Annotated in this window: 21 protein-coding genes; 13 read left to right on the top strand and 8 right to left on the bottom strand. The window is 68.1% G+C overall.

The genetic code is table 11. From position 1 onward, the window contains the following. Nucleotides 1-14 precede the first annotated feature (14 nt). From RHOFW104R8_RS09330 to RHOFW104R8_RS09300, 8 genes are all read left to right on the top strand, one after another. The gene (locus RHOFW104R8_RS09330) at nt 15-308 is read left to right on the top strand and encodes a GIY-YIG nuclease family protein (RefSeq protein ID WP_068093784.1); all 294 of its coding nucleotides are present in this window, start codon (nt 15-17) and stop codon (nt 306-308) included. 129 nt (nt 309-437) lie between these two features. Then, nucleotides 438-1,061, top strand: a complete 624-nt coding sequence (locus RHOFW104R8_RS09325) for a YbhB/YbcL family Raf kinase inhibitor-like protein (protein WP_068093787.1) — start codon at nt 438-440, stop codon at nt 1,059-1,061. Nucleotides 1,062-1,197: 136 nt separating this feature from the next. Beyond that, entirely contained in the window at nt 1,198-1,353 is a 156-nt protein-coding gene (locus RHOFW104R8_RS16945) for a DUF1328 domain-containing protein (protein ID WP_082823579.1), read from the top strand. 53 nt (nt 1,354-1,406) lie between these two features. Then, the gene (locus RHOFW104R8_RS09320; RefSeq protein ID WP_068093790.1) at nt 1,407-1,769 is read left to right on the top strand and encodes a YqjD family protein; all 363 of its coding nucleotides are present in this window, start codon (nt 1,407-1,409) and stop codon (nt 1,767-1,769) included. 23 nt (nt 1,770-1,792) lie between these two features. After that, the gene (locus tag RHOFW104R8_RS09315; RefSeq protein ID WP_068093792.1) at nt 1,793-2,272 is read left to right on the top strand and encodes a hypothetical protein; all 480 of its coding nucleotides are present in this window, start codon (nt 1,793-1,795) and stop codon (nt 2,270-2,272) included. Further along, complete coding sequence (locus RHOFW104R8_RS09310; protein ID WP_068093794.1) at nt 2,269-2,604, top strand: hypothetical protein; 336 nt, start codon at nt 2,269-2,271, stop codon at nt 2,602-2,604. The genes RHOFW104R8_RS09315 and RHOFW104R8_RS09310 overlap by 4 nt, the downstream gene beginning before the upstream one ends. Next, nucleotides 2,601-3,791: an AI-2E family transporter gene (locus RHOFW104R8_RS09305; protein ID WP_068093796.1), complete on the top strand. Its 1,191-nt coding sequence runs from the start codon at nt 2,601-2,603 to the stop codon at nt 3,789-3,791. Before RHOFW104R8_RS09310 ends, RHOFW104R8_RS09305 begins: the two co-directional genes overlap by 4 nt. Nucleotides 3,792-3,840: 49 nt before the next feature. Next, nucleotides 3,841-5,214 (top strand): Xaa-Pro peptidase family protein, encoded by a 1,374-nt coding sequence (locus RHOFW104R8_RS09300; RefSeq protein ID WP_201029460.1) that lies wholly within the window; start codon nt 3,841-3,843, stop codon nt 5,212-5,214. A 144-nt stretch (nt 5,215-5,358) separates the two neighbouring features. Here the strand turns inward: RHOFW104R8_RS09300 and RHOFW104R8_RS09295 are convergent, their stop codons facing one another. From RHOFW104R8_RS09295 to RHOFW104R8_RS09280, 4 genes are all read right to left on the bottom strand, one after another. After that, a complete protein-coding gene (locus RHOFW104R8_RS09295) occupies nt 5,359-6,093 on the bottom strand; it encodes an SDR family NAD(P)-dependent oxidoreductase (RefSeq protein ID WP_068093802.1) in 735 nt (244 codons plus the stop codon). Continuing rightward, nucleotides 6,090-7,529, bottom strand: a complete 1,440-nt coding sequence (locus tag RHOFW104R8_RS09290) for an efflux transporter outer membrane subunit (protein ID WP_068093804.1) — start codon at nt 7,527-7,529, stop codon at nt 6,090-6,092. Before RHOFW104R8_RS09290 ends, RHOFW104R8_RS09295 begins: the two co-directional genes overlap by 4 nt. Before the next feature lie 119 nt (nt 7,530-7,648). Then, nucleotides 7,649-10,840: an efflux RND transporter permease subunit gene (locus RHOFW104R8_RS09285; protein ID WP_068093807.1), complete on the bottom strand. Its 3,192-nt coding sequence runs from the start codon at nt 10,838-10,840 to the stop codon at nt 7,649-7,651. Between the two features lie 182 nt (nt 10,841-11,022). Continuing rightward, nucleotides 11,023-12,270: an efflux RND transporter periplasmic adaptor subunit gene (locus RHOFW104R8_RS09280; RefSeq protein WP_153021688.1), complete on the bottom strand. Its 1,248-nt coding sequence runs from the start codon at nt 12,268-12,270 to the stop codon at nt 11,023-11,025. A gap of 143 nt (nt 12,271-12,413) precedes the next feature. On the opposite strand from RHOFW104R8_RS09280, the gene RHOFW104R8_RS09275 reads away from it, so the two are divergent. Then, the gene (locus RHOFW104R8_RS09275; protein ID WP_068093814.1) at nt 12,414-13,385 is read left to right on the top strand and encodes a LysR family transcriptional regulator; all 972 of its coding nucleotides are present in this window, start codon (nt 12,414-12,416) and stop codon (nt 13,383-13,385) included. A 24-nt stretch (nt 13,386-13,409) separates the two neighbouring features. Here RHOFW104R8_RS09275 and RHOFW104R8_RS09270 read toward each other — a convergent pair whose 3' ends face one another. After that, nucleotides 13,410-14,207 carry an undecaprenyl-diphosphate phosphatase gene (locus RHOFW104R8_RS09270; RefSeq protein WP_082823578.1) on the bottom strand — a complete coding sequence of 266 codons (798 nt, stop codon included), beginning with the start codon at nt 14,205-14,207 and terminating at the stop codon, nt 13,410-13,412. Between the two features lie 343 nt (nt 14,208-14,550). On the opposite strand from RHOFW104R8_RS09270, the gene RHOFW104R8_RS09265 reads away from it, so the two are divergent. The 4 genes from RHOFW104R8_RS09265 to glnA all read left to right on the top strand — a co-directional run bounded on the left by RHOFW104R8_RS09265 (nt 14,551) and on the right by glnA (nt 18,630). Beyond that, nucleotides 14,551-15,300, top strand: a complete 750-nt coding sequence (locus RHOFW104R8_RS09265) for a TorF family putative porin (protein WP_068093822.1) — start codon at nt 14,551-14,553, stop codon at nt 15,298-15,300. A gap of 37 nt (nt 15,301-15,337) precedes the next feature. After that, a complete protein-coding gene (locus RHOFW104R8_RS09260) occupies nt 15,338-15,676 on the top strand; it encodes a P-II family nitrogen regulator (RefSeq protein ID WP_068093825.1) in 339 nt (112 codons plus the stop codon). Nucleotides 15,677-15,698: 22 nt separating this feature from the next. Next, complete coding sequence (locus tag RHOFW104R8_RS09255; RefSeq protein ID WP_068093829.1) at nt 15,699-17,030, top strand: ammonium transporter; 1,332 nt, start codon at nt 15,699-15,701, stop codon at nt 17,028-17,030. 190 nt (nt 17,031-17,220) lie between these two features. Beyond that, entirely contained in the window at nt 17,221-18,630 is a 1,410-nt protein-coding gene (gene glnA, locus RHOFW104R8_RS09250) for a type I glutamate--ammonia ligase (RefSeq protein WP_068093831.1), read from the top strand. Between the two features lie 89 nt (nt 18,631-18,719). Here the strand turns inward: glnA and RHOFW104R8_RS09245 are convergent, their stop codons facing one another. The 3 genes from RHOFW104R8_RS09245 to RHOFW104R8_RS09235 are packed head-to-tail and all read right to left on the bottom strand — an operon-like array spanning nt 18,720 to nt 23,067. After that, nucleotides 18,720-20,033: a carbohydrate porin gene (locus tag RHOFW104R8_RS09245; RefSeq protein WP_068094034.1), complete on the bottom strand. Its 1,314-nt coding sequence runs from the start codon at nt 20,031-20,033 to the stop codon at nt 18,720-18,722. Nucleotides 20,034-20,038: 5 nt separating this feature from the next. Beyond that, entirely contained in the window at nt 20,039-21,427 is a 1,389-nt protein-coding gene (locus RHOFW104R8_RS09240; protein WP_068093832.1) for a cytochrome c, read from the bottom strand. After that, nucleotides 21,424-23,067 carry a GMC family oxidoreductase gene (locus RHOFW104R8_RS09235; protein WP_068093834.1) on the bottom strand — a complete coding sequence of 548 codons (1,644 nt, stop codon included), beginning with the start codon at nt 23,065-23,067 and terminating at the stop codon, nt 21,424-21,426. The genes RHOFW104R8_RS09240 and RHOFW104R8_RS09235 overlap by 4 nt, the downstream gene beginning before the upstream one ends. Nucleotides 23,068-23,075: the final 8 nt, after the last annotated feature.

Here is a 23,075-nt window from a genome sequence, read left to right as displayed (position 1 = left end):
CTGGAGAAAACGCTATGGACAGGCGACAACCTTGCGTCTACATGCTGGCGAGCAAGAAGAACGGTGTTCTCTATATCGGCGTCACCAGCGATCTGATCAAGCGCATCTGGCAGCACAAGAACGACGTGGTGGAGGGCTACACCAACCGCTACGGTGTGCACACGCTGGTCTGGTACGAGCTTCACCCGACGATGGAGTCGGCGATCCTGCGCGAGAAGATGCTCAAGCGGTGGAAGCGCGACTGGAAGATGCGCTTGATCGACGAGGGCAATGCCGGGTGGCGGGACTTGTATCCGACTATTCTGTAGCCGTTGAAGTGCGATTCCTGCCTTCGCAGGAATGACGAAGGTGGGCGCAAGTCGCATCTTTTACCGTCATTCCTGCGAAGGCAGGAATCGCACTTCGTACGCAACATGCAACCCGAGCGGAGACACACCATGCAACTGCGTAGCGACAATTTCGAGAACGGCCGGACGATCCCCGCCGAGTTCGCCTTCGGCAGGCGCGCCGATCCGGTCGCGCTGTCGGACAACCGCAGCCCGCACCTGGCGTGGAAGGACGCGCCGCCGGCCACCCGCTCGTTCGTGCTCACCTGCATCGACGCCGACGTGCCCAGCCGCGGCGACGACGTGAACCAGGCCGGCCGCACGGTGCCGGCGGATCTGCCGCGCGTCGAGTTCGTGCACTGGCTGATGGCGAACATCCCCGCGGAATGCGGCGAGCTGGCCGCAGGCAGCTGCAGCGACGGGATCACCGCGCGCGGCAAGCGCGAGCCGTTCGGGCCGCCGGGCAGCGTGCAGGGCGTCAACGACTACACCGGCTGGTTCGCCGGCGACGCCGACATGGGCGGCGACTACCTCGGTTACGACGGCCCATGCCCGCCGTGGAACGACTCGCTGCTGCATCACTACCGCTTCAAGGTGCACGCACTCAACGTGGCCGCGCTGCCGCTGGCCGGCGGTTTTTCGTTGGCCGAGCTGCGTGCGGCGATGGCCGGCCACGTGCTGGCCGAGGCGGAGCTGGTCGGCACCTACAGCCTCAATCCCGTGCTCGCCGGTTGAATGCAGGCCGGCGCATGCGTCGGCGTCGCGTGCACGATGAGGCGGGCACCCTTCACGTTTGCGTGCCGCGGGCTATGGATGAATGGCGACATGCGGCTTCCCCTGCAGCCGCCGTTCATCGCAAGAGGTCGTCCCCATGCTTCACTACGCCCTGGTTTTCCTGATCATTGCCATCATTGCCGCCGTGTTCGGTTTCGGCGGCATCGCGGGCGCCGCCACGGGGATCGCGAAGATCCTGTTCATCATCTTCCTGGTCCTGGCGGGCATCGCGTTCTTCCGTCGTGCCGGTTGACGGTCGTCGCGGCAACGCGGTTTCGCCATACTGAAGTCCTTCCGGAGCAAGCCATGAACAAGCAGGTCCAGACCCCTGAACAGTCCGCCGGCGATCGCATCGACGAACGCGCCGAACGGATCAAGCAGGCCACCTCCAGCGCCGTCGACAGCACCAGGGAAGCGGTGGAACGAGCTGCCGACCGCGTCGAGGAAAGCCTGCACCACGCCACCGACAAGGCTGCCGGCGCGGCGCACAAGGCCAGCGACAAGGCCGCACAGGTCGGCGAGCGCAGCCGCGAGGTCTACGACGAGACGATCGATCGCGCCGACGCGTGGCTGGAGCAGGTGCGCGACTACGTGCGCGAGAAGCCGGTGCAGTCGGTCGCCATTGCGATCGGCGCCGGCTGGCTGCTCGGCCGCATCCTGCGACGTTGAGCGTCGCGGCGCAGGGGTCGGGCATGCATGACGAGGGTGAACCACCTCGCGCCGCGACGGCGCCGGAACCGGCGCCGTCATCGTCCGGGCTGCTGAAGGAAATCGGCCAGCTCGGCCATGCGGTCAGGCGTCTGTTCGGCGCGCAGATGCATTTGCTGGCGGCTGAACTGGGACTGGCGCGCAGCGCGGTGTCGTGGATGCTGCTGGCGGGACTGGCTGCGACGGTGGCCGGTGTCGGTTTCGGTCTGACCGTACTTGGACTGCTCGGCGTGGTGCTGGCGGCGTGGTTCGGCTCGTGGATCTGGTCGCTGCTGGTGCTGGCGATGCTGCAGGTGCTGTTCCTGTTCGGTTCGATCCTGCTGTTTCGTCGCTGCATGCACTGGATGAGCCTGCCGGCCACGCGTGGCGAATGGCATGCGATGATGCGCGACACCTTGCGCAAGGCCGAGAGCGAGGTCGCGGCGGAGAGCCGGCAGGGCAACGGGGAGGAAGGTCGCTCGTGAGCGTTTTCGATCAGTTCGCCAAGGTGCAGGCGGCGCAATTGCGCATGAGCGCAGCGCGGCAGGAGTTGAGTACGCCCGCGGCGGCCCTGCTGGCACGCGGGCATACGCATCCGTTGGCCACGGTGGGCGCGGCGGCCGGTGCCGGCTTCGTGCTGGGCAGTCTCAAGGTGCATCCGTTGCGGGTGCCGGGCATGGGTCCGCTGCTCGGCGGCGGACTGGCCGATGCGGTGGCCTTCGGCACGCGCCTGATCGCCGAGCTGGGCGCGGCGGGTCTCGCCGGTGCCGGACGAGACACCCGCGCACCCGATGCGGAAGATGACGAGCGCTCATGAGCGAGCCCGAACCGTTCCGGCCGCAGGGTGATGCCGTGGGTGACGGCGGCGACGTCACGTCGCCGATCCGGGTCGAGGAAGTCGCGCCGGGGTGCCCGCCGCGGCAGCTGGCGCGCGGACTGCAGGCGACGCGTGGCATCCGCCGGCACCTGCGGGCGATTCGCGGGTTGTTGAACGTGTTGCTGTTCCTGGCGTTGATGTACACCATCACGCTGACCAAGGCGCTGCTGATTCCGCTGGTGCTGGCGGCTTTCCTCGGGCTGGCCCTGAATCCGATCGTCGCCGCCGGGACACGCATCCGCCTGCCGCGCTGGCTGACCGCGAGCGTGCTGATGGTCGGCCTGATCGTCGGTATCGGCAGCGGCGTCGGCCTGCTGGCGCAACCGGCGGTGGGCTGGTTCCATGGCGCGCCGCAGGCGATCAGGAATTTCGTGCCGAAGCTGAAGCACCTGACCCAGCCGCTGGAAGCGGCGAACCGCGCCACCCAGACCCTGGTCGGCGGCAACACCGGCACCATCCACGCGCCGGCCACGCCAGCTCCGCCGATGGCGATCAGCGCCTGGGACGTGGTCTCCACCACGCCCAAGGTGCTGGCCGCGGTACTCAGCGTGGTGCTGCTGGTGTTCTTCTTTCTGATCTATGGCGACACGATGTTGCGCCGGCTGGTGGAGATCACCCCGAGCTTCGGCTACAAGCGGCATGCAGTGGTGATTGTGCGCGGCATCCAGACCCAGGTATCGCGCTACCTGCTGACCGCATTGCTGATCAACGCGGGGCTCGGCGCGGTCACCGCCGGCATGCTGTGGCTGTACAAGGTGCCCGACCCGCTGCTGTGGGGCACGGTGGCGATGTTCGCGAACTTCATTCCGTACGTCGGGGCGATCGTCACCACCGCGGTGCTGGCGGTGGTGTGCATGCTCTATGCGAACGAGATGAGCCTGCACGTGTTCCTGCCGGTGCTGACCTTCGCCGGCATCGTCGCGCTGGAAGGCAACCTGATCACGCCGATGATCCAGGGTCGCAGCATGCAGCTGAGCCCGATCGCGATCCTGCTGTGGCTGCTGGTATGGAGCTGGCTGTGGGGCATTCCCGGTGCATTGCTGGCGGTGCCGATGCTGACCTGCACCAAGCTGATCGCCGAGCGCGTGCACAGCTGGCACTGGTTCGCGCTGATCGTGCAGCGCTGAGCAGCCACGATCGGGGTAACCTCACCGTGATGTGGCCTCACCGTCGCGGATGAACCGTGCGGTTGCCGCCGGGATGGCTCGAATCGCTGCCACGAGCAGCTGTACACAGACAGGGGGAACAACGATGGAAACCAGCAATACGATCCACCTTGGCCGCCGGCGCTTCCTGCAGGCTTCGGCCATGGGTGCGGCGGCGTTGTCGACGAGCCTGCTGGCAGGCGAGGCCGTGGCCCGGCAGGGCGCCGACTGCGCCGGCTTGCCGCCTTCGATCATGGCGCTGCAGCCGGTGCAGTCGCAGATCGTCCCCATCACCGACGCCGAACGCAGGGCCCGCCTGAACCGGGCGCAGCAGCTCATGGCCGAGAACAAGATGGATGCCATCTTCATGGATGGCGGTGCCTCGCTGAACTATTTCACCGGCATGCACTGGTTCACCAGTGAGCGGACCATGGGCATGCTGCTGCCCCGGTCGGGGGACCCGATCTACATCACACCCGCATTCGAACAGAGCCGCGCGCTGGAGCAGATCAGGTTCGGTCACGACGTGCGTGCCTGGCAGGAGCACGAGAGCCCCTACGAGAAGATCGCGCAGATCATGGCCGAGCTGCACGCGTCCACCGGAACGCTGGGCGTCGAAGACCAGGTACCGTTTTCCCGCGCCACCAACATCGGCAACGCGATGCCGCACGTGCGGCTCGTGTCCGCCATGCCGGTCACCGCCGGCTGCCGTTCGGTCAAGAGTCCGGCCGAACTGGCCCTGATGCAGGTCGCCAACAACGCGACGCTGGCGGTGTACCACGCCGTGTGGAAGGCGCTCGAACCCGGCATGACGCAGCAACAGGTGCTGGACTGGATCGGCGCCGCCTACGGACGCCAGGGGCTGGTAGGCGAGGCGATCGTCAACGTCGGAAAATACACCGCCCAGCCGCACGGCTCGATCGCTCCGCAGAAAATCGTCGAAGGTACGGCAGTGCTGATCGACGAGGGCTGTTTCGTGGAAGGCTATCAGAGCGACATCACCCGTACCTTTGTCCTGGGCAAGGCCTCCGACAAGATGAAGAAGGTATTCGGCATCGTGCAGAAGGCGCAGCAGGCGGCACTTAAGGCGGCGCATCCGGGCGCCACGATGGAGTCGGTGGATGCCGCCGCCCGCAAGGTGATTGTCGACGGTGGCTATGGACCGGACTACAAGTATTTCTCGCACCGCCTCGGTCACGGCATCGGCATGGACATGCACGAGTGGTACTACCTGGTGCGCGGCAACAAGCGGAAGATCCTGGCAAACATGACCTTCAGCGATGAACCGGGCATCTACATTCCCGGCGAGTTCGGCGTGCGGCTCGAGGACATCATGTATGTCACCGATGACGGTGCGCGCTGGTTCACGCCACAGAGCCCGTCCATCGAGCAGCCTTTTGGCTAGGCGTTCCGCCGGACGATCCCCCTTTGATCAAAACCGGGAGGGCAGGCGCCAGCCGGTACCAGCCACGGCAGCGCCACGCCGATCGCGATGAGGCAATCGCGAACGCGCTGGCGCTGGTTCGCGGTGATCGTGACGCACCGAGGTTCACCATGGGATCGCTTCGCCGTCGCGGAAGAAGCGTCCGGTCGGTGCCGGCACCGGCAGGCTGGCGGCCCACACGATGCCGGCGGCGCCGACGCTCACCGGCCGGCCGCCGGGGCCGCCGAGCTCGGTGGCGACCCAGCCCGGACATACCGCGTTGACCGCGATGCCGCTGCCCTCCAGCTCCGCCGCCAGCGTGCGGGTGTACGCGTTGAGCGCGGACTTGGAGGTGCGGTAGCCCACGCAGTGGCCGCCGTTCGAATCGCTGGCGCCGCAGCCGCTGGAGACATTGACGATGCGGCCGTAGCCGTGCCGGCGCATCAGCGGCAGCATCGCGCTGCTCAGCCGCCAGGTGCCGAACAGGTGGGTCTGCATCGCGTCCAGCGCCGGCGCGAGGTCGGCATTGCTGGCGCGCGCGTCGTGGTCGTAGTGGCCGCCGGCGTTGTTGACCAGCACGTCGAGCCGGCCGTAGGTCACCTCGATCCAGCGCGCCAGCGTGTCGACCTGGTCCTGGCGGGTCACGTCCAGTTGCACCGCGATCACCTCGCCGGGCGTGCCGGCCAGCTTGCGCGCCGCGTGCAGGCCCTTGTCCGGGTCGCGTGCGCCGAGCAGCACGGTCATGCCGTATTCGCTGAGCTGGCGCGCCACCTCGAAGCCGAGGCCGCGGTTGGCGCCGCTGACCAGCGCCACGCGATAGACCGGCGTCGCCGCCGGCAGGCGACGGGCCGGGCGGCTCATGGCGCGTCGGCCCGGGCCACCGCGCTGCAGCGCTCGTCGCCGCAGGCCTGCCAGCCGCCGCCGAGCGCCTTGTACAAGGCCACGGCGCGGGTGTTGATGGCCGCCTCGGCCTGGGCCAGGTCATCCTCGGCGACAAGCTGGGTGCGCTCGGCGTCCAGCAGTTCGAGGAAACCGGTGGCGCCTTCCTGGTAGCGGATGCGGGCCAGGTCGGCGGCGCGCTTGCTCTGCGCGCCCTGCTCGATCAAATGGTCGACGCGGATGCGCTGCTGGTTGAACCCGGTGACCGCGTTGTCGATGTCCTCGATCGCTTCCAGCACGCTGCGCTGGTAGTTCGCCTGCGCCGCATCGGTGCGCGCCTCGCTGGCGTGCAGGTTGGCGCGCACGCGCTGCACGTTGAGGCCGGCCCAGCTGATGCTCGGCGCCAGCGACCACGCGCGCGTCGCCGGGCTGCCGAAATCGTTGCTGCGCCCCGACAGGAAACCGAGGAAGCCGCCCAGCATGATGTGCGGGAAGAAGTCCGCCTTGGCCACGCCGATGCGCGCGGTGGCGGCGGCGTATTCGCGTTCGGCAATGCGCACATCGGGTCGGCGCGACAGCACGTCGCCGGCGTCGCCGATCGGCAGGTTCGCCGCGATCGGGGTGAAGCTCTTCGGCGACACGTCGACGTCGAGTTCGCCGGGACGTTCGCCCAGCAGCACGGCGAGACGGTATTCGCTGGCGCTGGCCTGGGTCTGCAGCAACGGCAGCTGCGCCTGCACCGCGGCGAGGCGGGCCTTGGCGCTGGCCACGTCCTGCTCCGCGCCGGAGCCGAGCTGCTGGCGCACCTCGGTGAGGTGCACGGTCTGCTGCTGGTTGTCGATGTCGCGACGGGCGATGTCCAGCCGCAGCTGACTGCCGCGCAGTTCGAAATAGTTGCGTGCGACCTCGGCCAGCAGGCTGACCTGGGCGTCGTGCAGCGCCGCCTCGCTGGCGTCGAGATCGGCGCCGGCCGCTTCCACCGAACGGCGCACGCCGCCGAACAGGTCCAGTTCCCATGATGCGTCGAAGCCGGCCTGGTAGGTCGTCACCGTCCGGCGCTGGGTACCGAAACCGGGCTGCTGGCCGCGGCTGCGGGTGTAGTTGACGTCGGTATCGATGGTCGGCAGCTGATCGGACTTTGCGCCGCTGAGCAGCGCGCGCGCTTGATGCAGCCGCGCCACCGCGATGCGCAGGTCCAGGTTGTTCGCCGCGGTGCGCCGGATCAGCGCGTCCAGCGTGGGGTCGTTGAACTGCTTCCACCATTCGGCCTGGAACTGCGCGTTGTTCTCCTGCGCCGCGTCCAGTCCCTGCAATTGCGGTGCGGCGGGTTTCGCTTCGTGGTAGTTCGGGCCGACGCTGGCGCAGCCGGCCAGTGCGAGGGCGGCGGTCAGCAGTGCGCCTCGAACCACTATCGTCATCCCAGCGAAAGCTGGGACCCAGCGACTTTCGCCACCACCCATTGCAGTCACTGGATTCCTGCTTTCGCAGGAATGACGGTCAAGAGCATCCAGCGCGTTCTTGCGAGTGAAAATTTTCATCAGTGGTTCTCCAGCGCCGGCAGCGCATGCGCGGCGGCGCGTTCGGCCGCGCGCGCCTCGCGGCGCTCGACCAGGGCGCGAATGACGACGTAGAACAGCGGCGTATAGATCAGCCCGAAGATGGTCACGCCGAGCATGCCGGCGAACACCGCCACGCCCATCGCGTGGCGCATCTCGGCGCCGGCGCCGTGCGAGGTGACCAGCGGCACTACGCCCATGATGAAGGCGAACGAGGTCATCAGGATCGGGCGCAGCCGCAGGTGCGCCGCTTCCAGCACCGCCTCGTGGCGGCTCATGCCTTCGTGCTGGCGTTCGCGGGCGAACTCCACGATCAGGATCGCGTTCTTGCACGCCAGCCCGACCAGCACGATCAATCCGATCTGGGTGAAGATGTTGTTGTCGCCGCCGGACAGCCACACGCCGGCGATCGCGGACAGCAGCACCATCGGCACGATCAGGATCACCGCCAGCGGTAGCGACCAGCTCTCGTACAGCGACGACAGCACCAGGAACACCAGCAGCACGCACAGCGGGAACACCAGGATCGCGGTGTTGCCGGCGAGGATCTGCTGGTAGGTCAGCTCGGTCCACTCGAAGCTGATGCCGTTCGGCAGGTTGTCCTTCGCCAGTTTTTCCATCGCCGCCTGCGCCTGGCCCGAGCTGAAGCCCGGCGCGGGGCCGCCGTTGATCTCGGCGGTGGCGTAGCCGTTGTAGTGCTGCACGCGATCCGGGCCGGCGCCCTGCTGCACGGTGACGAACGAACCCAGCGGCACCATCTGGCCCTGCGCGTTGCGCGTCTTCAGCGCAAGGATGTCCTGCGGCGAATGGCGGAACGCCGGGTCGGCCGACACGTTCACCTGGTAGGTGCGGCCGAAGCGGTTGAAGTCGTTGACGTAGAGCGAGCCCAGGTAGGCCTGCATGGTCTGGTACACGTCGCCCAGGTTCACGCCGACGGTCTTGGCCTTCTCGCGGTCCACGTCGGCGTCCACCTGCGGCACGCTGATCTGGAAGCTGGAGAACAGCCCGGCGAGTGCCGGATCCTTGCGGCTGGCGGCGATCAGGTTCTGGGTCTGCTGGTACAGCTCGGCGAAGCCGCGGTCGCCGCGGTCCTCGATCTGCATGCGGAAACCGCCGATCGTACCCAGCCCCATCACCGGCGGCGGCGGGAACACCGCGATGTACGCATCCTGGATCGCGGCAAACTTCTGGTTCAGCGCACCGGCGATCGCGCCGGCCGACAGCGATGCGTCACGGCGTTCCTCGAACGGCTTCAGCGTGACGAACACGATGCCGGAGTTGGTGGAGTTGGTGAAGCCGTTGATCGACAGACCCGGGAACGCCACCGCGTGCTCCACGCCCGGCTGCTTCAGCGCGATCGCGCCCATGCGTTGGATCACGTCTTCGGAGCGATCCAGCGAGGCCGCGTCGGGCAGTTGCGCGAACGCCACCAGGTACTGCTTGTCCTGTCCCGGCACGAAACCGGTCGGCACGTGCGAGAAGCCGAACCAGGTCAGCGCGATCAGGCCGGCATACATCACCAGCGCCAGCTTGCCCTTGCCGACGATGCGCTTCACGCCGCCGACGTAGCGTTCGGAGCCGCGATGGAACAGCTTGTTGAACGGACGGAACAGCCAGCCGAACGCGCGGTCGATCCCGCGCGTGAGGCGGTCCTTCGGCGCGTCGTGGCCCTTCAGCAGCACGGCGGCCAGCGCCGGGCTCAGGGTCAGCGAATTGAACGCGGAGATCACCGTGGAGATCGCGATGGTCAGCGCGAACTGGCGGTAGAACTGGCCGGTGAGGCCGCTGACGAAGGCGGTGGGAATGAACACCGCGCACAGCACCAGCGCGGTGGCCACGATCGGCCCGGTGACCTCGTGCATCGCCTTGCGCGTGGCTTCGCGCGGCGTCTGGCCGAGCTCGATGTGCCGCTCGACATTCTCCACCACCACGATGGCGTCGTCGACCACGATGCCGATCGCCAGCACCAGGCCGAACAGCGACAGCGCATTGAGCGAGAAGCCGGCCAGGTGCATCACGGCGAACGTGCCGATCAGCGACACCGGCACCGCCACCAGCGGGATGATCGAGGCGCGCCAGGTCTGCAGGAACAGGATCACCACCAGCACTACCAGCAGGATCGCTTCCAGCAGCGTGTGCGCCACCGCCTCGATCGAGCCGCGCACGAACACGGTGGGGTCGTACACGATCTGGTAGTCGACGCCCTGCGGGAACTCCTGCTTCAGCTGCGCCATGGTGGCGCGCACCTCGTCGGAGATCTGGATCGCGTTGGAGCCCGGCCGCGCGAAGATCGGCAGCGCCACCGCCGGCTTGTTGTCGAGCAGGCTGCGCAGCGCGTAGTTGTTCGAGCCCAGGTCGACCTTGGCCACGTCGCCCAGGTGCGTCACGCCGCCGTTCGCGTCGGTGCGCACGATGATGTTGCGGAAGTCGTTCTCGCTGACCAGCCGGCCGCGGGTGTTGATGTTGAGCTGGAACGCCGAGTTGCCCGGGCCGGGCGGCGCGTTCAGCGCGCCGGCGGCGACCTGCACGTTCTGCTCGCGGATCGCGTTGACCACGTCGCCGGTGGTGAGCGAGCGCTGCGCCAGCTTCCGCGGGTCCAGCCACACGCGCATCGAGTATTCGCCGGCGCCGAAGATCTGCACGTCGCCGACGCCGTCGAGCCGGCCCAGCACGTCCTTCACGTGGAGCCGCGCGTAGTTCGACAGGTACAGCATGTCGTAGCGCTGGTCGGGCGAGGTGAGGTGCACCACCATCGTGAGGTCCGGCGAACTCTTCTGCGTGGTGACGCCGAGCCGCTGCACTTCCTCGGGCAGTTTCGGCAGCGCCTGCGCCACGCGGTTCTGCACGTCGACCTGGGCGGTGTCGAGGTTGGTGCCGAGTGCGAACGTCACGGTCAGCGTCATCGCGCCGTCGCTGGTCGCCTGCGAGGAGGTGTAGAGCATGCCTTCGACGCCGTTGATCTGTTCCTCCAGCGGTGTGGCGACGGTCTCGGCGATGACCTTGGGATTGGCGCCGGGATAGGCAGCACGCACCACCACGGTGGGCGGTACCACTTCCGGGTATTCGCTGATCGGCAGCTGGAACACCGCGATGGAGCCGGTGATCACGAACAGCAGCGACAGCACGGCGGCCATGATCGGCCGGTCGACGAAGAACTGGGCGATGTTTTTCATGGAGTGAATCCTCGACGAAGCCGTTTCGCGGCCTCGGCCTGCTTTGCTCCTCCCCCTGCATCGCAGGGAGAGGTGGGGAGGGGATGACGCTCTTGCTCTTGGCTTCGCCGGAGGGCTTCACCCCTCCCCAGCTGCACGTCCCGCAAGGGGACTTCCTTCGGTCGCAGGGGAGGGAGCGGTGTTCAGCCTTGCGGGCGATTCTGCGGAGCTGTCGTGCCGGCTTGCGCGGTGCGCGCATCGGCATCCGGCGCATTGCCCCGCTCGACCAGCGCCCTGTCGGCGGCGTCGAGGCGGTAGCTCATCGCCACCTGCTGCGGATTCACCTGGGCGCCGGGACGCACGCGCTGCAGGCCGTTGACGATCACCACGTCGTTGGCGTCCAGGCCGCTGTCGATCACGCGCAGGCCATGGAACAGCGCGCCGGTGTCGACCTTGCGGTATTGCACTTTGTGCGCCTTGTCGACCACATAGACGAACTGGTTGCCGAGGTCGGTGCCGACCGCGCGGTCGTCTACCAGCACACGCGGGCGGGCCTGACCGCTCTGCAGCTGCACGCGGGCGTACAGGCCGGGCGTGTACAGGCCGTCGGCGTTGTCGAACACCGCGCGCAGGCGCATCGTGCCGGAGCCGGCATGCAGCTGGTTGTCGACGAAGTCGAGGCGGCCCGCGTGCGGGTAGCCGGTCTCGTCGGCCAGGCCCATCGCGGCCTCGATCCGCGCGTCGTGGCCGGCCTGCTTCGCACCGGCGCGCAGGTGGTCGAGCTTGAGCCAGGTCTGTTCGTCCACGTCGAAGTAGACGTAGACCGGGTTCACCGAGACCACGCTGGTCAGCACGTCGTTGCTGGTGACCAGGTTGCCCGGGGTGACGCGGGCGTTGCTGACGCGGCCGTCGATCGGCGAGCGCACCCGAGTGAAATCCAGGTTCAGCCGCGCGGCGGCGAGCGCGGCGGTGGCGGCGTCCAGCTGGGCCCGCGCACTTTGCGCGGTGGTAGCCTGGCGATCGGCTTCCTGCTGCGCGATGGCATGCTGGGCCAGCAGCATCTCGGCGCGGCGCTGGTTGGTTTGGGCCAGGCTCAGCTCGGCGCGGGCCTGCGCCTGGTTGGCGACCAGCCGGTCCACTTCCGCCTGGTACGGGCGGGCGTCGAGCTGGAACAGCACGTCGCCCTTGTGCACCAGCGCGCCTTCCTGGAAGTGCACCGATTCCACGAAGCCGCCGACCCGCGGCTGCACCTGTGACGTGTTGACCGCTTCCAGCCGCCCGGTGAATTCGGCGCTGTCGCTGACCTTGCGGGTCAACGCCTGCGCCACCGTCACTTCCGGCGGGGCGCCAGCGGCGGGGCCTTGCGCACGGCTGTCACCGCCGTGCAGCAGCATCCAGCTGCCGAGTGCGCCGGCCGCGACCAGGGGAACCAGCATCCATTGTTTTTTCATCACGCGCTCCCAAAACCTTGTAGACCAGGCACGGACTCCCGGCGAAGGGTCGAGAGAATAAGTGCACTTTCCGGTATAGAAAATCCGTTTCTTGCGCACTACACTCGTGCGCCGCAGTCACGAATCGACGAGGAATTGAAACAATGGAAGACTTTTCCGCCATTTCGACCTTCGTCCGCGTGGTCGAGGCCAAGAGCTTCGCCGCTGCCGCCAGCCAGCTGGGCATGACCCCGTCCGGGGTCAGCCGCGCCGTGTCGCGGCTGGAGAGCCAGCTCGGCGCGCGGTTGCTGTTCCGTTCCACCCGGTCGCTGCGTTTGACCGACGATGGGGCCGCTTTCCATGCACGTTGCAAGGAGATTCTCGCCGACCTGAGCGAGGCGACCGAGGCGCTGAACTTCGCCAACAGCAAGCCGACCGGCAAGTTGCGCGTAGGCATCTCGCTGTCGGTGGGCCGCGCGGCGGTGATCCCACGGCTGACCGAGTTCGAGCAGCGCTATCCGGATATCCGGCTGGAGCTGTCGATGAGCGACTCGCCGGCAGATCTCAACGGCGAGGGCCTGGATTGCGCGATCCGGGTCGGCCAGCTGGAGGATTCCAGCCTGATCGCGCGCAAGATCGGCTACCTCAGCAACGTGGTGTGCGCCTCGCCCGAGTACCTGCGCAAATACGGCGCGCCGCGCAGCATCGAGGATCTCAAGGATCATCGCTGCATCAACTACGTCTACCCGAACGGCCGTCCGCGCCAGTGGCAGTTCGACACGCCGGGCGGGCAGATGAGCGTGGACATCGACGCGCACATGCTGATCAACGACGGCGAGTCGGTGTTGCAGGCGGTGGCGGCCGGCCTGGGCATCACCCAGGTGCCGCGCATGCTGGCCGCGTGCATGCTGGAGAAGGGCATGCTCGAACTGGTGATGACCGATACCAACTCGACCGGCAAGCCGGTGTGGATCGTCTACCCGCAGAAAAAGCATCTGTCGGCCCGCGTGCAGGCCTTCATCGAGTGGGTGCGCGAGCTGTTCGACCGCACCAACCAGCCGGGCCAACACGCGGTCGGCGCGCTGAAGGCCGTGCCGAAGCCGGCGCCCAGGATGGCGCCGGTCGAGGCGGCGTAGACGCCGCGCCTGGCCGCTTCCGCCTCAGCCGCCGGCCGGCACCAGCAACAGCAATGCCGCGCCGAGCGCGATGCGGTAGACCGCGAACGGGGTGAAGCGGTGGCTGCGGATGTAGCCGAGCAGCCACTTCACCGCGACGAAGGCGACGACCGCCGAGACCACGAAGCCCACGAGCAGCGCGGTCCAGTCCTCGTGCGCGGCGCCGCCGCCCTTCACCACCTTGAGCAGCTCGTAGCCGGTGGCTGCATACATGGTGGGGATGCCGACCAGGAAGGCGAACTCGGTGGCCGCCGCGCGGTTGCTGGTACCGAACAGCATCGCCGCGAAGATCGTCGCGGCCGAGCGCGAGGTACCGGGGAAGATGCCGGCGACCATCTGCGCGACGCCGACCAGGATCGCCACCTTCCACGTCACCTCGCTGCGCTCGGGCTGGCGCGCGGCCAGCCGCTCGGCGGCGATCATCCAGAAGCCGCCGATCACCAGCGCCCAGGCGACCGGCGTCACCGTCTCCGGCAGCTTGAAGCCCAGTTTCACCGCCGCGAAGCCGATCCCGGCGGTGATCAGGAACGCCACCGCCAGCTTCAGCAGGTAGTCGCGGTTGGCCGGGTCGCGCCACTGCGTGAACAGCTGCCAGATGCGTTTCCAGTAGATCAGCGTGACCGCCAGGATCGCGCCGGCCTGGATGCCGATGTTGAACAGGTCCGAGCGCGCGCCCAGCCCGAACTTCTCGGCGATCAGCAGGTGGCCGGTCGAGGAGATCGGCAGGAACTCGGTGATGCCTTCGATGATGCCGAGCAGGATGACGTGGAGCAGGTCGGTCACGGGCGGGTCCGTTGAAGGTGGAAACGGGCCGGCGGAAAGGTTCGCCGGCATGAAGCGCCATAGCTTACGGGTTTTGCCGCCGCAGGGAACGGTCGCCGCCGCGACGCACTGGAACAGTGCAAACCGGCCATGGCGGCGGGTGCCGATGGTGCTAACGCCGCCGCGCCGGCGCGGCGGCCGGCTGGCCGGGGCTGCTGCAGCAACGGTTGCGGCCCGTGGCACGTGCATTGCTGAGATGGCTTGGGCGCCATGCATGCGCACGGCCCCGCGGCGACGGCATGCGGACGTCTGGACGTCTGGATGGCCATTGCCGAAACGCCACGCCACGAGGGGAACCAGTCACATGAGACGAAGCTCGATATCCGTGGTTGTCCTGCTGCTCGGCGTTTCCGGCCTGGTCCGCGCAGGCGGGGCCCCGGCCGGCACTTGGGTCGGCAACGCCGGCGCGGTCAGCGATTACCTGTTCCGCGGTCTCTCGCAGACCAATCGCCAGCCGGCGGTGCAGGCCGGCCTCGAATACGACCACGCCGGCGGCTGGTACGCCGGCGGCTGGGGCAGCAACGTGAGCTGGCTGTCGGATGCCTCGACCTCCGCCGCGCCGATCTCCAGCAGCGTGGAACTGGACCTCTACACGGGCTGCCGCGGCAGCTTCGGCGGCGGCTGGAGCTGGGACGCGGGCCTGTACCGCTACCAGTATCCGGGCAGCTATCCACGGGGGTTCACCCGGCCGCACACCACCGAGGGCTATGCCGCGCTGGCCTGGAAAAGCGTGTCGCTGAAGTACTCGTACGCGTTCACCAACCTGTTCGGTTATGCCGGCAGCAGGCACAGCAGCTACGTGGACCTGTCGTGGAACCAGGAGTTCGCGCCGGGCTGGCTGCTCAACGCGCATGCAGGGCACCAGCACGTGGCGAACGTGCCGGGTGCGTCGTACAGCGACTGGAAGCTGGGCGTGACGCGCAACTTCGCCGGGCAGTGGTCGGTGGCGCTGGCCTATGGCGACACCGACGCACGCCGCGCCGCCTACACCAACGCCGAGGGTCACTACTTGGGCCGCGCCACCGCGGTGCTGGGCGTGACCCGGTCGTTCTGATCCACCGCATCACCGTCATCACCTCCGGGAGTCACCCATGAAAATGGTCACCAGCATCATCCGTCCGTACAAGCTCGACGAGGTCCGCGATGCGCTCGCGCACGCCGGCGTCTCGGGCATCACGGTGACGGAAGTCCGCGGCTTCGGCCGCCAGAAAGGCCACACCGAGCTGTACCGCGGCGCCGAGTACGTGGTCGATTTCCTGCCCAAGCTCAAGGTCGAGGTGGTGGTGCCCGACGACCAGCTCGACACCGTGCTGGAGGAGATCCAGCGTGCGGCCCGCACCGGCAACGTGGGCGACGGCAAGCTCTTCGTCACCGGCGTGGACCAGGTGATCCGCATCCGCACCGGCGAACTCGACGCCGACGCCCTCTGACCCGAATCCCGCGAGGTAGGCCATGAAAGATCTGATGTTGTTGCGCGGCATCCGCAGGTGGCTGCCGCTGTTGTTGCTGGGCCTGACCGCGCCGGCGCTGCACGCCGCCACGCCCGCGCCGGTGGTCGACAAGGGCGACGTGGCGTGGATGCTCACCTCCACCTTGCTGGTGCTGCTGATGACGGTGCCGGGGCTGGCGCTGTTCTACGGCGGCCTGGTGCGCTCGAAGAACGTGCTGTCGGTGCTGATGCAGGTGATGACGGTGTTCTCGCTGCTGCTGCTGTTGTGGGTGGCGTACGGCTACAGCCTCGCGTTCAGCGGCGGCGGCGCGGTCATCGGCAATTTTGACAAGCTGTTCCTGCGCGGGGTGACGAAAGACACGCTGGCGGCGACGTTCACCGCAGGCGTGTCATTGCCCGAGTACGTGTTCGTGGCGTTCCAGGCCACCTTCGCCGGCATCACCGGCGCGCTGATCGTGGGCTCGTTCGCCGAGCGGATGCGCTTCCGCGCGGTGCTGCTGTTCGCGGCGATCTGGTTCACCTTCGCCTACCTGCCGATCGCGCACATGGTGTGGGCCGGCCCCGGCGGCTACCTGTTCGCCAAGGGCGCGCTGGATTTCGCCGGCGGCACCGTGGTGCATATCAACGCCGGCGTCGCCGGCCTGGTCGGCGCCTACCTGGTCGGGCCGCGGCTGGGCATCGGCCGCGAGCCGATGAAGCCGCACAACGTCAGCTTCACCATGGTCGGCGCGGCGCTGCTGTGGGTGGGCTGGTTCGGCTTCAACGCCGGCTCCAACCTGGAGGCGAACGCGGGTGCGGGGCTGGCCTTCATCAACACCCTGCTGGCCACCGCGGCGGCGGTGCTGGCGTGGCTGGCGGCGGAGGCGGTGATGCGCGGGCACGCCTCGATGGTGGGCGGCGCCTCCGGCGCGGTGGCCGGCTTGGTCGGAATCACCCCGGCCTGCGGCACGGTGGGGCCGATGGGCGCGATCGTGATCGGCGCGCTGGCCAGCTTGTGCTGCGTGTGGGGCGTGACCGGGCTGAAGAAGCTGCTGCGCGCGGACGACGCGCTGGACGTGTTCGGCGTGCACGGCGTCGGCGGCATCGTGGGCGCGTTGCTGACCGGCGTGTTCACCGCGCCGGGGCTGGGCGGCACCGGTGCGGCGGACTATTCGGTGCTTCACCAGCTCGGCGTGCAGGCGCTGGGCGTGGGCATCACCGTGCTCTGGAGCGGCGTGGTTTCGGTGCTGGCCTACCTGGCGGTGAAGGCGGTGTTCGGCCTGCGCGTGCCGTACGAGGCCGAACGTGAGGGACTGGACATTACCTCGCATGGCGAAAGCGCCTACGATGCGTGAGGCGGGCGGTCGCCGGGTGTGATAGGCGACCCATGATGGTGCAATGCGCCAGACATCTTGCACCATCATGCTGCTCGCGGCGCCTGTCACCGCCGCCGTGGCATCCGCCAGGCCCTTGTCGGGCAAGGGTTCTGTCCGCTGGCATGGACCTTGCCAAAGACCAGTCACCATCCACCTTCGAGGTTGTCCCATGTCCGCCAACAAAGTGCTCGACCTGATCCAGGAGCATGAGGTCGAGTTCGTCGACTTCCGCTTCGCCGACATGCTCGGTACGCATCACCACGTCACCTTCCCGGCCCACGCGATCGACGAGTCGACGTTCGAGGACGGCAAGATGTTCGACGGCTCCTCGATCACCGGCTGGAAGGGCATCAACGAGTCGGACATGATCCTGCTGCCCGACCCGGATACCGCCCACCTCGATCCGTTCAGCTCGCACACCCAGCTGATCCTGCATTGCGACGTGCTGGAGCCGAGCACCATGCAGGCCTACGGCCGCGACCCGCGCTCGATCGCCAAGCGCGGCGAGGCGTACCTGAAATCCACCGGCATCGCCGACACCGCGTTCTTCGGTCCGGAGCCGGAGTTCTTCATCTTCGATTCGGCACGCTGGCAGAACGACCCGGGCCGGGTGTTCTACGAGATCGGTTCGGAAGAGGCGGCGTGGTCGTCGCGCTACAAGTACGACGGCAACAACAGCGGCCATCGACCGGGCGTGAAGGGCGGCTACTTCCCGGTCAGCCCGGTCGATTCGCTGGGTGACCTGCGCGCGGACATGTGCAAGGTACTGGAATCGCTGGGCCAGAAGGTCGAGGTGCACCACCATGAAGTGGCCAACGCCGGCCAGTGCGAGATCGGCGTGAAGTTCAACACGCTGGTGAAGAAGGCCGACGAGCTGCTGACGATGAAGTACGTCATCAAGAACGTGGCGCACCAGAACGGCAAGACCGTCACCTTCATGCCGAAGCCGCTGGTCGGCGACAACGGAAGCGGCATGCACGTGCACCAGTCGCTGGCCAAGAACGGCGAAAACCTGTTCGCCGGCGATCTCTACGGTGGCCTGTCGCAGACCGCGCTGTGGTACATCGGCGGCATCTTCAAGCACGCCCGCGCGATCAACGCGTTCGCCAACTCCACCACCAACAGCTACAAGCGCCTGGTGCCGGGCTTCGAAGCGCCGGTGATGCTGGCGTATTCCGCGCGCAACCGCTCGGCGAGCTGCCGCATCCCGTACGTGGCCAGCCCCAAGGGCCGCCGCATCGAGGTGCGCTTCCCCGACCCGATGAACTCCGGCTACCTGGTGTTCACCGCGCTGATGATGGCCGGCCTCGACGGCATCATCAACAAGATCGACCCCGGCGCGCCGGCCGACAAGGACCTGTACGACCTGCCGCCGGAAGAGGAGAAGAACATCCCGCAGGTGTGCTCCAGCCTCGATGCCGCGCTGGAAGCGCTGGACAAGGACCGCGACTTCCTCAAGGCCGGCGGCGTGTTCACCGACGACTTCATCGACGCCTACATCGAGGTGAAGATGAAGGAAGTGACCAAGTACCGCGCCAGCACGCATCCGCTGGAGTTCCAGATGTACTACTCGCTCTGATCAAGGCCGGCTGCAAGCGCGCTGTCCGTGTGAACAAAGCAACGGGCGCCTCGGCGCCCGTTGTCGTTGGTGCAGCGGCGGGATCGCATTCAGAACGTCACCTGCGTGTACAGGCCGATCACGAAGGCGTCGGGGATCTTGCCGGTGCCGTTGGGGCGGATGATGTACTGCAGGTTGGGGCGCAGCATGAGCCACGGTGCGATCTTCGCGCCGTAGTCCACTTCCAGCACGGTCTCGTAGGTCTGGATCGGCACGGCGCCGGGCTTCACGCTGTCGCGGTCGCGCTGGTAGCGGGTCAGCCGCGGGTTGATCCGCGCCGAGGCCGCCATGAACGAGACCACGTCGTTGTCGCGGCCCGGGAAGGTGCCCTGGTAGTGGCCGCCGACGACCCAGAAGTAGCGGAAGCGTGCGGTGGCTTCGTCGCCCACGCCGGCCATCGCGCCGAGGGTGAGCCCGCGGTTGGTGTCGGGCCCTTCGCGATAGACCATCTTGTCGGCGATGAAGTAGCCGCCCGAGCGGCCGTCGTGATGTTCGAACGCCGCGCCGGTGAGGCCGGCGGGCTGGCCGTTGACGTCGCTGGACACGTCCGGCGTGCCGGAGGTGTTGTAGTACGCGCCGAGCTTGAGATTGCCGGGCAGCTGTCCGCTGCCGCCGCCGGTGGCCCAGCCCACTTCGACCGGCACGAACACGCCGCGGTGCTTGAGGCTGAGGTTCCAGCCCTGGTCGCGGTTGCCGCCGTTGGGGTTGTCGAGGTAGGCGCCGACGGTGGCGTAGAAGTCCGGCGTGACGTGCCACTTCACGTGTCCACCCCATTGCGCGGTGGGGAAGTTGTGTGCGCCGCTGTTGGTGGTCATCGCGTTGGCATGGCCGCAGATGATGCCGTTCTGGAAATTGCAGAACGCCGGCAGCCGTGCGAAGTCGTCGCCCACCGGCGACCAGCCCAACTGCAGGAAAATCCGGTGGTCGAGGAAATCCTGCTGCCAGTTCAGCTCGGCCAGGCGGAAGTTCTGGCCGGCGCCGTAGAGTTCCTGCACCGAGAACTGGTTGCCCAGCGCGTCATTGCTGAGGCTGCGGCCGCGGCGGTCGGTGACGGTGAACTGGATCTTCGCGTCGGGCACGCCCCACAGCTTGTCGAGGTCGAAGTCCGCGCCGAGGTCGAGCTGCTGGGTGTAGCGCGCGGTCTGGCGATGGCCGCCGGAAACGTTGCCCGCGCTCTCGGTGGTCCAGTGCGCGCGCAGGGCGATGCCGTCGTCCTGCAGCTGCGTGCGCGTGCCGCCCCAGTCGCCGGTCAGCGTGGGCCGCCCGAGCCAGCCGCCGGCCTGCTGCGCCAGGGCCGGCAACGTGCACAGCCACAACGCGCTGCCGAGCACCAGGCCGGGGATGGTGCAGGGTGGATGGCGCATGAGGGTCAGGCCTGGCCGGAGGAAGTCCGGCGCCGCTTGCGCCGGCGCCACAGAACGAGGATGGCGAGGATCAGCACCACCACCACGACCATCGCCAGCCGGACCAGCGCGGCCAGGTGCGATGGCGCGCCGCCGGCGCGCAGGCTGGCGACCTGGGTCGCCGTGATCCGCGCGACGGGATTGCCGTAGCGCAGCGTCAGGTAGTTGGCCAGGCTGGCGACCTGGTGGTCGGACAGCGCGTGTGCGAAGCCCGGCATGTGCACGCCGGAATCGTTGGTCCAGCGGATGCCCTCGAGGATCACCATCACCAGGTTGCCGGTATCGGCGCGCCCGGTGGCGGTGTTGTGGAACAGCGGCGGCAGGCCGCCGTCGAAGCTGCCCTCGCCGCTGGCCTGGTGGCAACTGGCGCAGTGGGCGTCGTACAGCTGCGCGCCGGTCCACTGCGCCGTGTCGTCGGGCAGGGCGGTGCCGCGCTGGTCGGCCATCCCGTTGAACGCGGCGCCCCAGCTGCCGACGGCGCGGGTGTCGGCCGGGTCGTGTTGCGCGGGCACCGTCTTCAGGTAGGTGGCGATCGCCTGCAGGTCGGCGGGTTCGAGGTACTGCAGGCTGTGGTCGACTGCCTCGGCCATCGGTCCGGCCGCCTGCGCCTTGCCGCGGGCATGGCCGAGCTTCAGGTAGTCGACCAGGTCCTGTTCGCTCCAGCCGCCGATGCCGCTGTTCACGTCGGAGGTGATGTTCGGCGCCCGCCAGGTGCCGACGGCGCCGCCTGCCAGTTCGCGCGACGACTGTTCGGCCATCAGCAGGTTGCGCGGCGTGTGGCAGGTGCTGCAGTGGGCCAGCCCGCGCACCAGGTAGGCGCCGCGGTTCCATGCCGCGCCCTTGGCCGGGTCGGGCGTGAACGGCTTGCCGTCGAGGAACAGCAGGTTCCACGCCGCCATCGACAGGCGGAGGTTGAACGGGAACGGCAGCCGGGTCGGCGCCGGCTTGCTGTCCACCGGCGCCACGCCGTGCATGAAGTACGTGTACAACGCATGCACGTCGTCGTCGGTGACCTGCGCGTACGACGTATACGGCATCGCTGGGTACAGCCGCGCGCCGTCCGCGCGGATGCCCCGGCGCAAGGCATCGCGGAACTGCTGCTCGGTGTAGTTGCCGATGCCGGCGTTGGTCGACGGTGTGATGTTGGTGCTGATGATGTTGCCGACCGGCGTGGGCACCGTCAGCCCGCCGGCGTACGGCTTGCCGCCGGGCGCGGTATGGCAGGCCACGCAGTCGCCCGCCGTGGCGAGGTACTGGCCGCGTTGCAGCAGCGCGGCATCGGTGGCGTCGGCGGCATGGGCCGGCGCGGCGACGAGCAGGCCGAGCAGCAGAAGGCAGTGGATCGATGCGTTCATGCCAGGCTCGCTTCGTGGCTGCTATGCGCGGTGGCTGCGTGTGCGTTTTTCGCCGGCAGGATATGCTCGGCAGTGCGCAGCGCCAGCGCCACGCCGGTGAGCGTGGAATTCATCGTGGCCGCAGTGGGCATCACGCCGGTGCTGCAGACGAACAGGTTCTCGTGGTCATGCGTGCGGCCGAACGCGTCGACCACCGAGCTCGCCGGATCGTTGCCCATGCTCATGGTGCCGGTGATGTGCTGGTTGTTGGCGAACTGGCCCTCCGCGCTGTAGCGCAGGCCGGTGCCGCCCATCAGTTCGGCGATGCGGGCGAAGTCGGCCTTGGACACTTCCGCGGCGCGGCGCGTGTAGTCGTCGATCGCGTAGTGCGCCTCCGGTTTCGGGATGCCCATGGCATCCTTCTCCGCGCTGAGCGTGATGCGGTTGTCGGGATTGGGCAGCACCTCCAGCACGTTCTTCACGTTGACCTGGCGCGCGGCGCGCCAGCGCAGCTGCTTCTCGAACTCCGCGCCGTACACGCCCTCCTTGATCAGGTCGCCGGTGACGTTGAGCACCTGCGAGATGTTGGTGAAGTCCAGCCGGTACGGCGCGTGCTGCGAGCGGAACGCGCCGTCGCGCAGGGTGTTGATCGAACTGGGGCTCTGCGGGCCGCGGCCCAGCCACAGTTCCTCGTCGGCGTAGAAGGTGAGCGAGGTGCTGGGGTGGTCCATCAGGTGGCGGCCGACCATGCCGGAGCTGTTGGCCAGCCCGTTCGGATACTTGTCGCTGGCCGACAGCAGCAGCAGCTTCGGGCTCTCGATGCCGTTCGCGGCGAGGATGAAGGTGGCGCCGGTGACACGGTGTTCGCTCTTGTCCGGCGCGTAGTAGTGCACCGCCGCGATGCGCCCCTTGGCGTCGTGCTCGATGCGGAAGACCACCGCATTGGGCACCACCTTCGCGCCGGCGGCCTCGGCCGCCTCCACCGCGTTGATGCCGAGGTACTGCGCGTTGACCGGGCAGATCGGCTGGCAGCTGTTGTTGCCCACGCAGGCGGGGCGGCCGTCGTAGCCGCGGCTGTTGCGCGCCACGGTGTTGGCGACCACCGGATAGGCCGGCGCCAGCCGTTCGCGGAAACGGCGCATCGACCACGGCTCGGCCACCGGTTCCATCGGGAACGGATGCTGGCGCGGCGAGCCGGTGTTGTCGGCGCCGGCCACGCCGAGGATCTCCTCCGCCTCCTGGTACCACGGATCGAGTTCCTCGTAGCTCAGCGGCCAGTCCACGCCGACGCCGTACAGGCTCTTGATGCGCACGTCGTTCGGCACCAGCCGCCACGCCTGCGCGGCCCAGTGCCAGGTGGTGCCGCCCACGGCACGGATGTACTCGGCCGGGTAGGGATACGGCCCGGCCTGCTTCAGGTAGCCGTTGTCCTGCGGCACGTAGATAGGATGCGGCGCCCACGGCGAGGGCGGGTACGGCGCCATCCAGTTGCCCTTGATCGGCGAGTTGCGGAACGCGGCGACGACGCGGGCCCGTTCAAGTCGCGGTCCCGCCTCGAGGATCAGTACCGAGGCGCCTTGCTGCGCCAGCCGCCGCGCCGCCAGCGAGCCGATGATGCCCGAGCCGATCACCACGATGTCAGCCGATAGCTGTCCGGACATCGGATTGC

The sequence above is a fragment of the Rhodanobacter sp. FW104-R8 genome, from assembly GCF_001617365.1.
GTDB lineage: Bacteria > Pseudomonadota > Gammaproteobacteria > Xanthomonadales > Rhodanobacteraceae > Rhodanobacter.
This window is presented reverse-complemented; position numbering and strand designations above follow the sequence as displayed.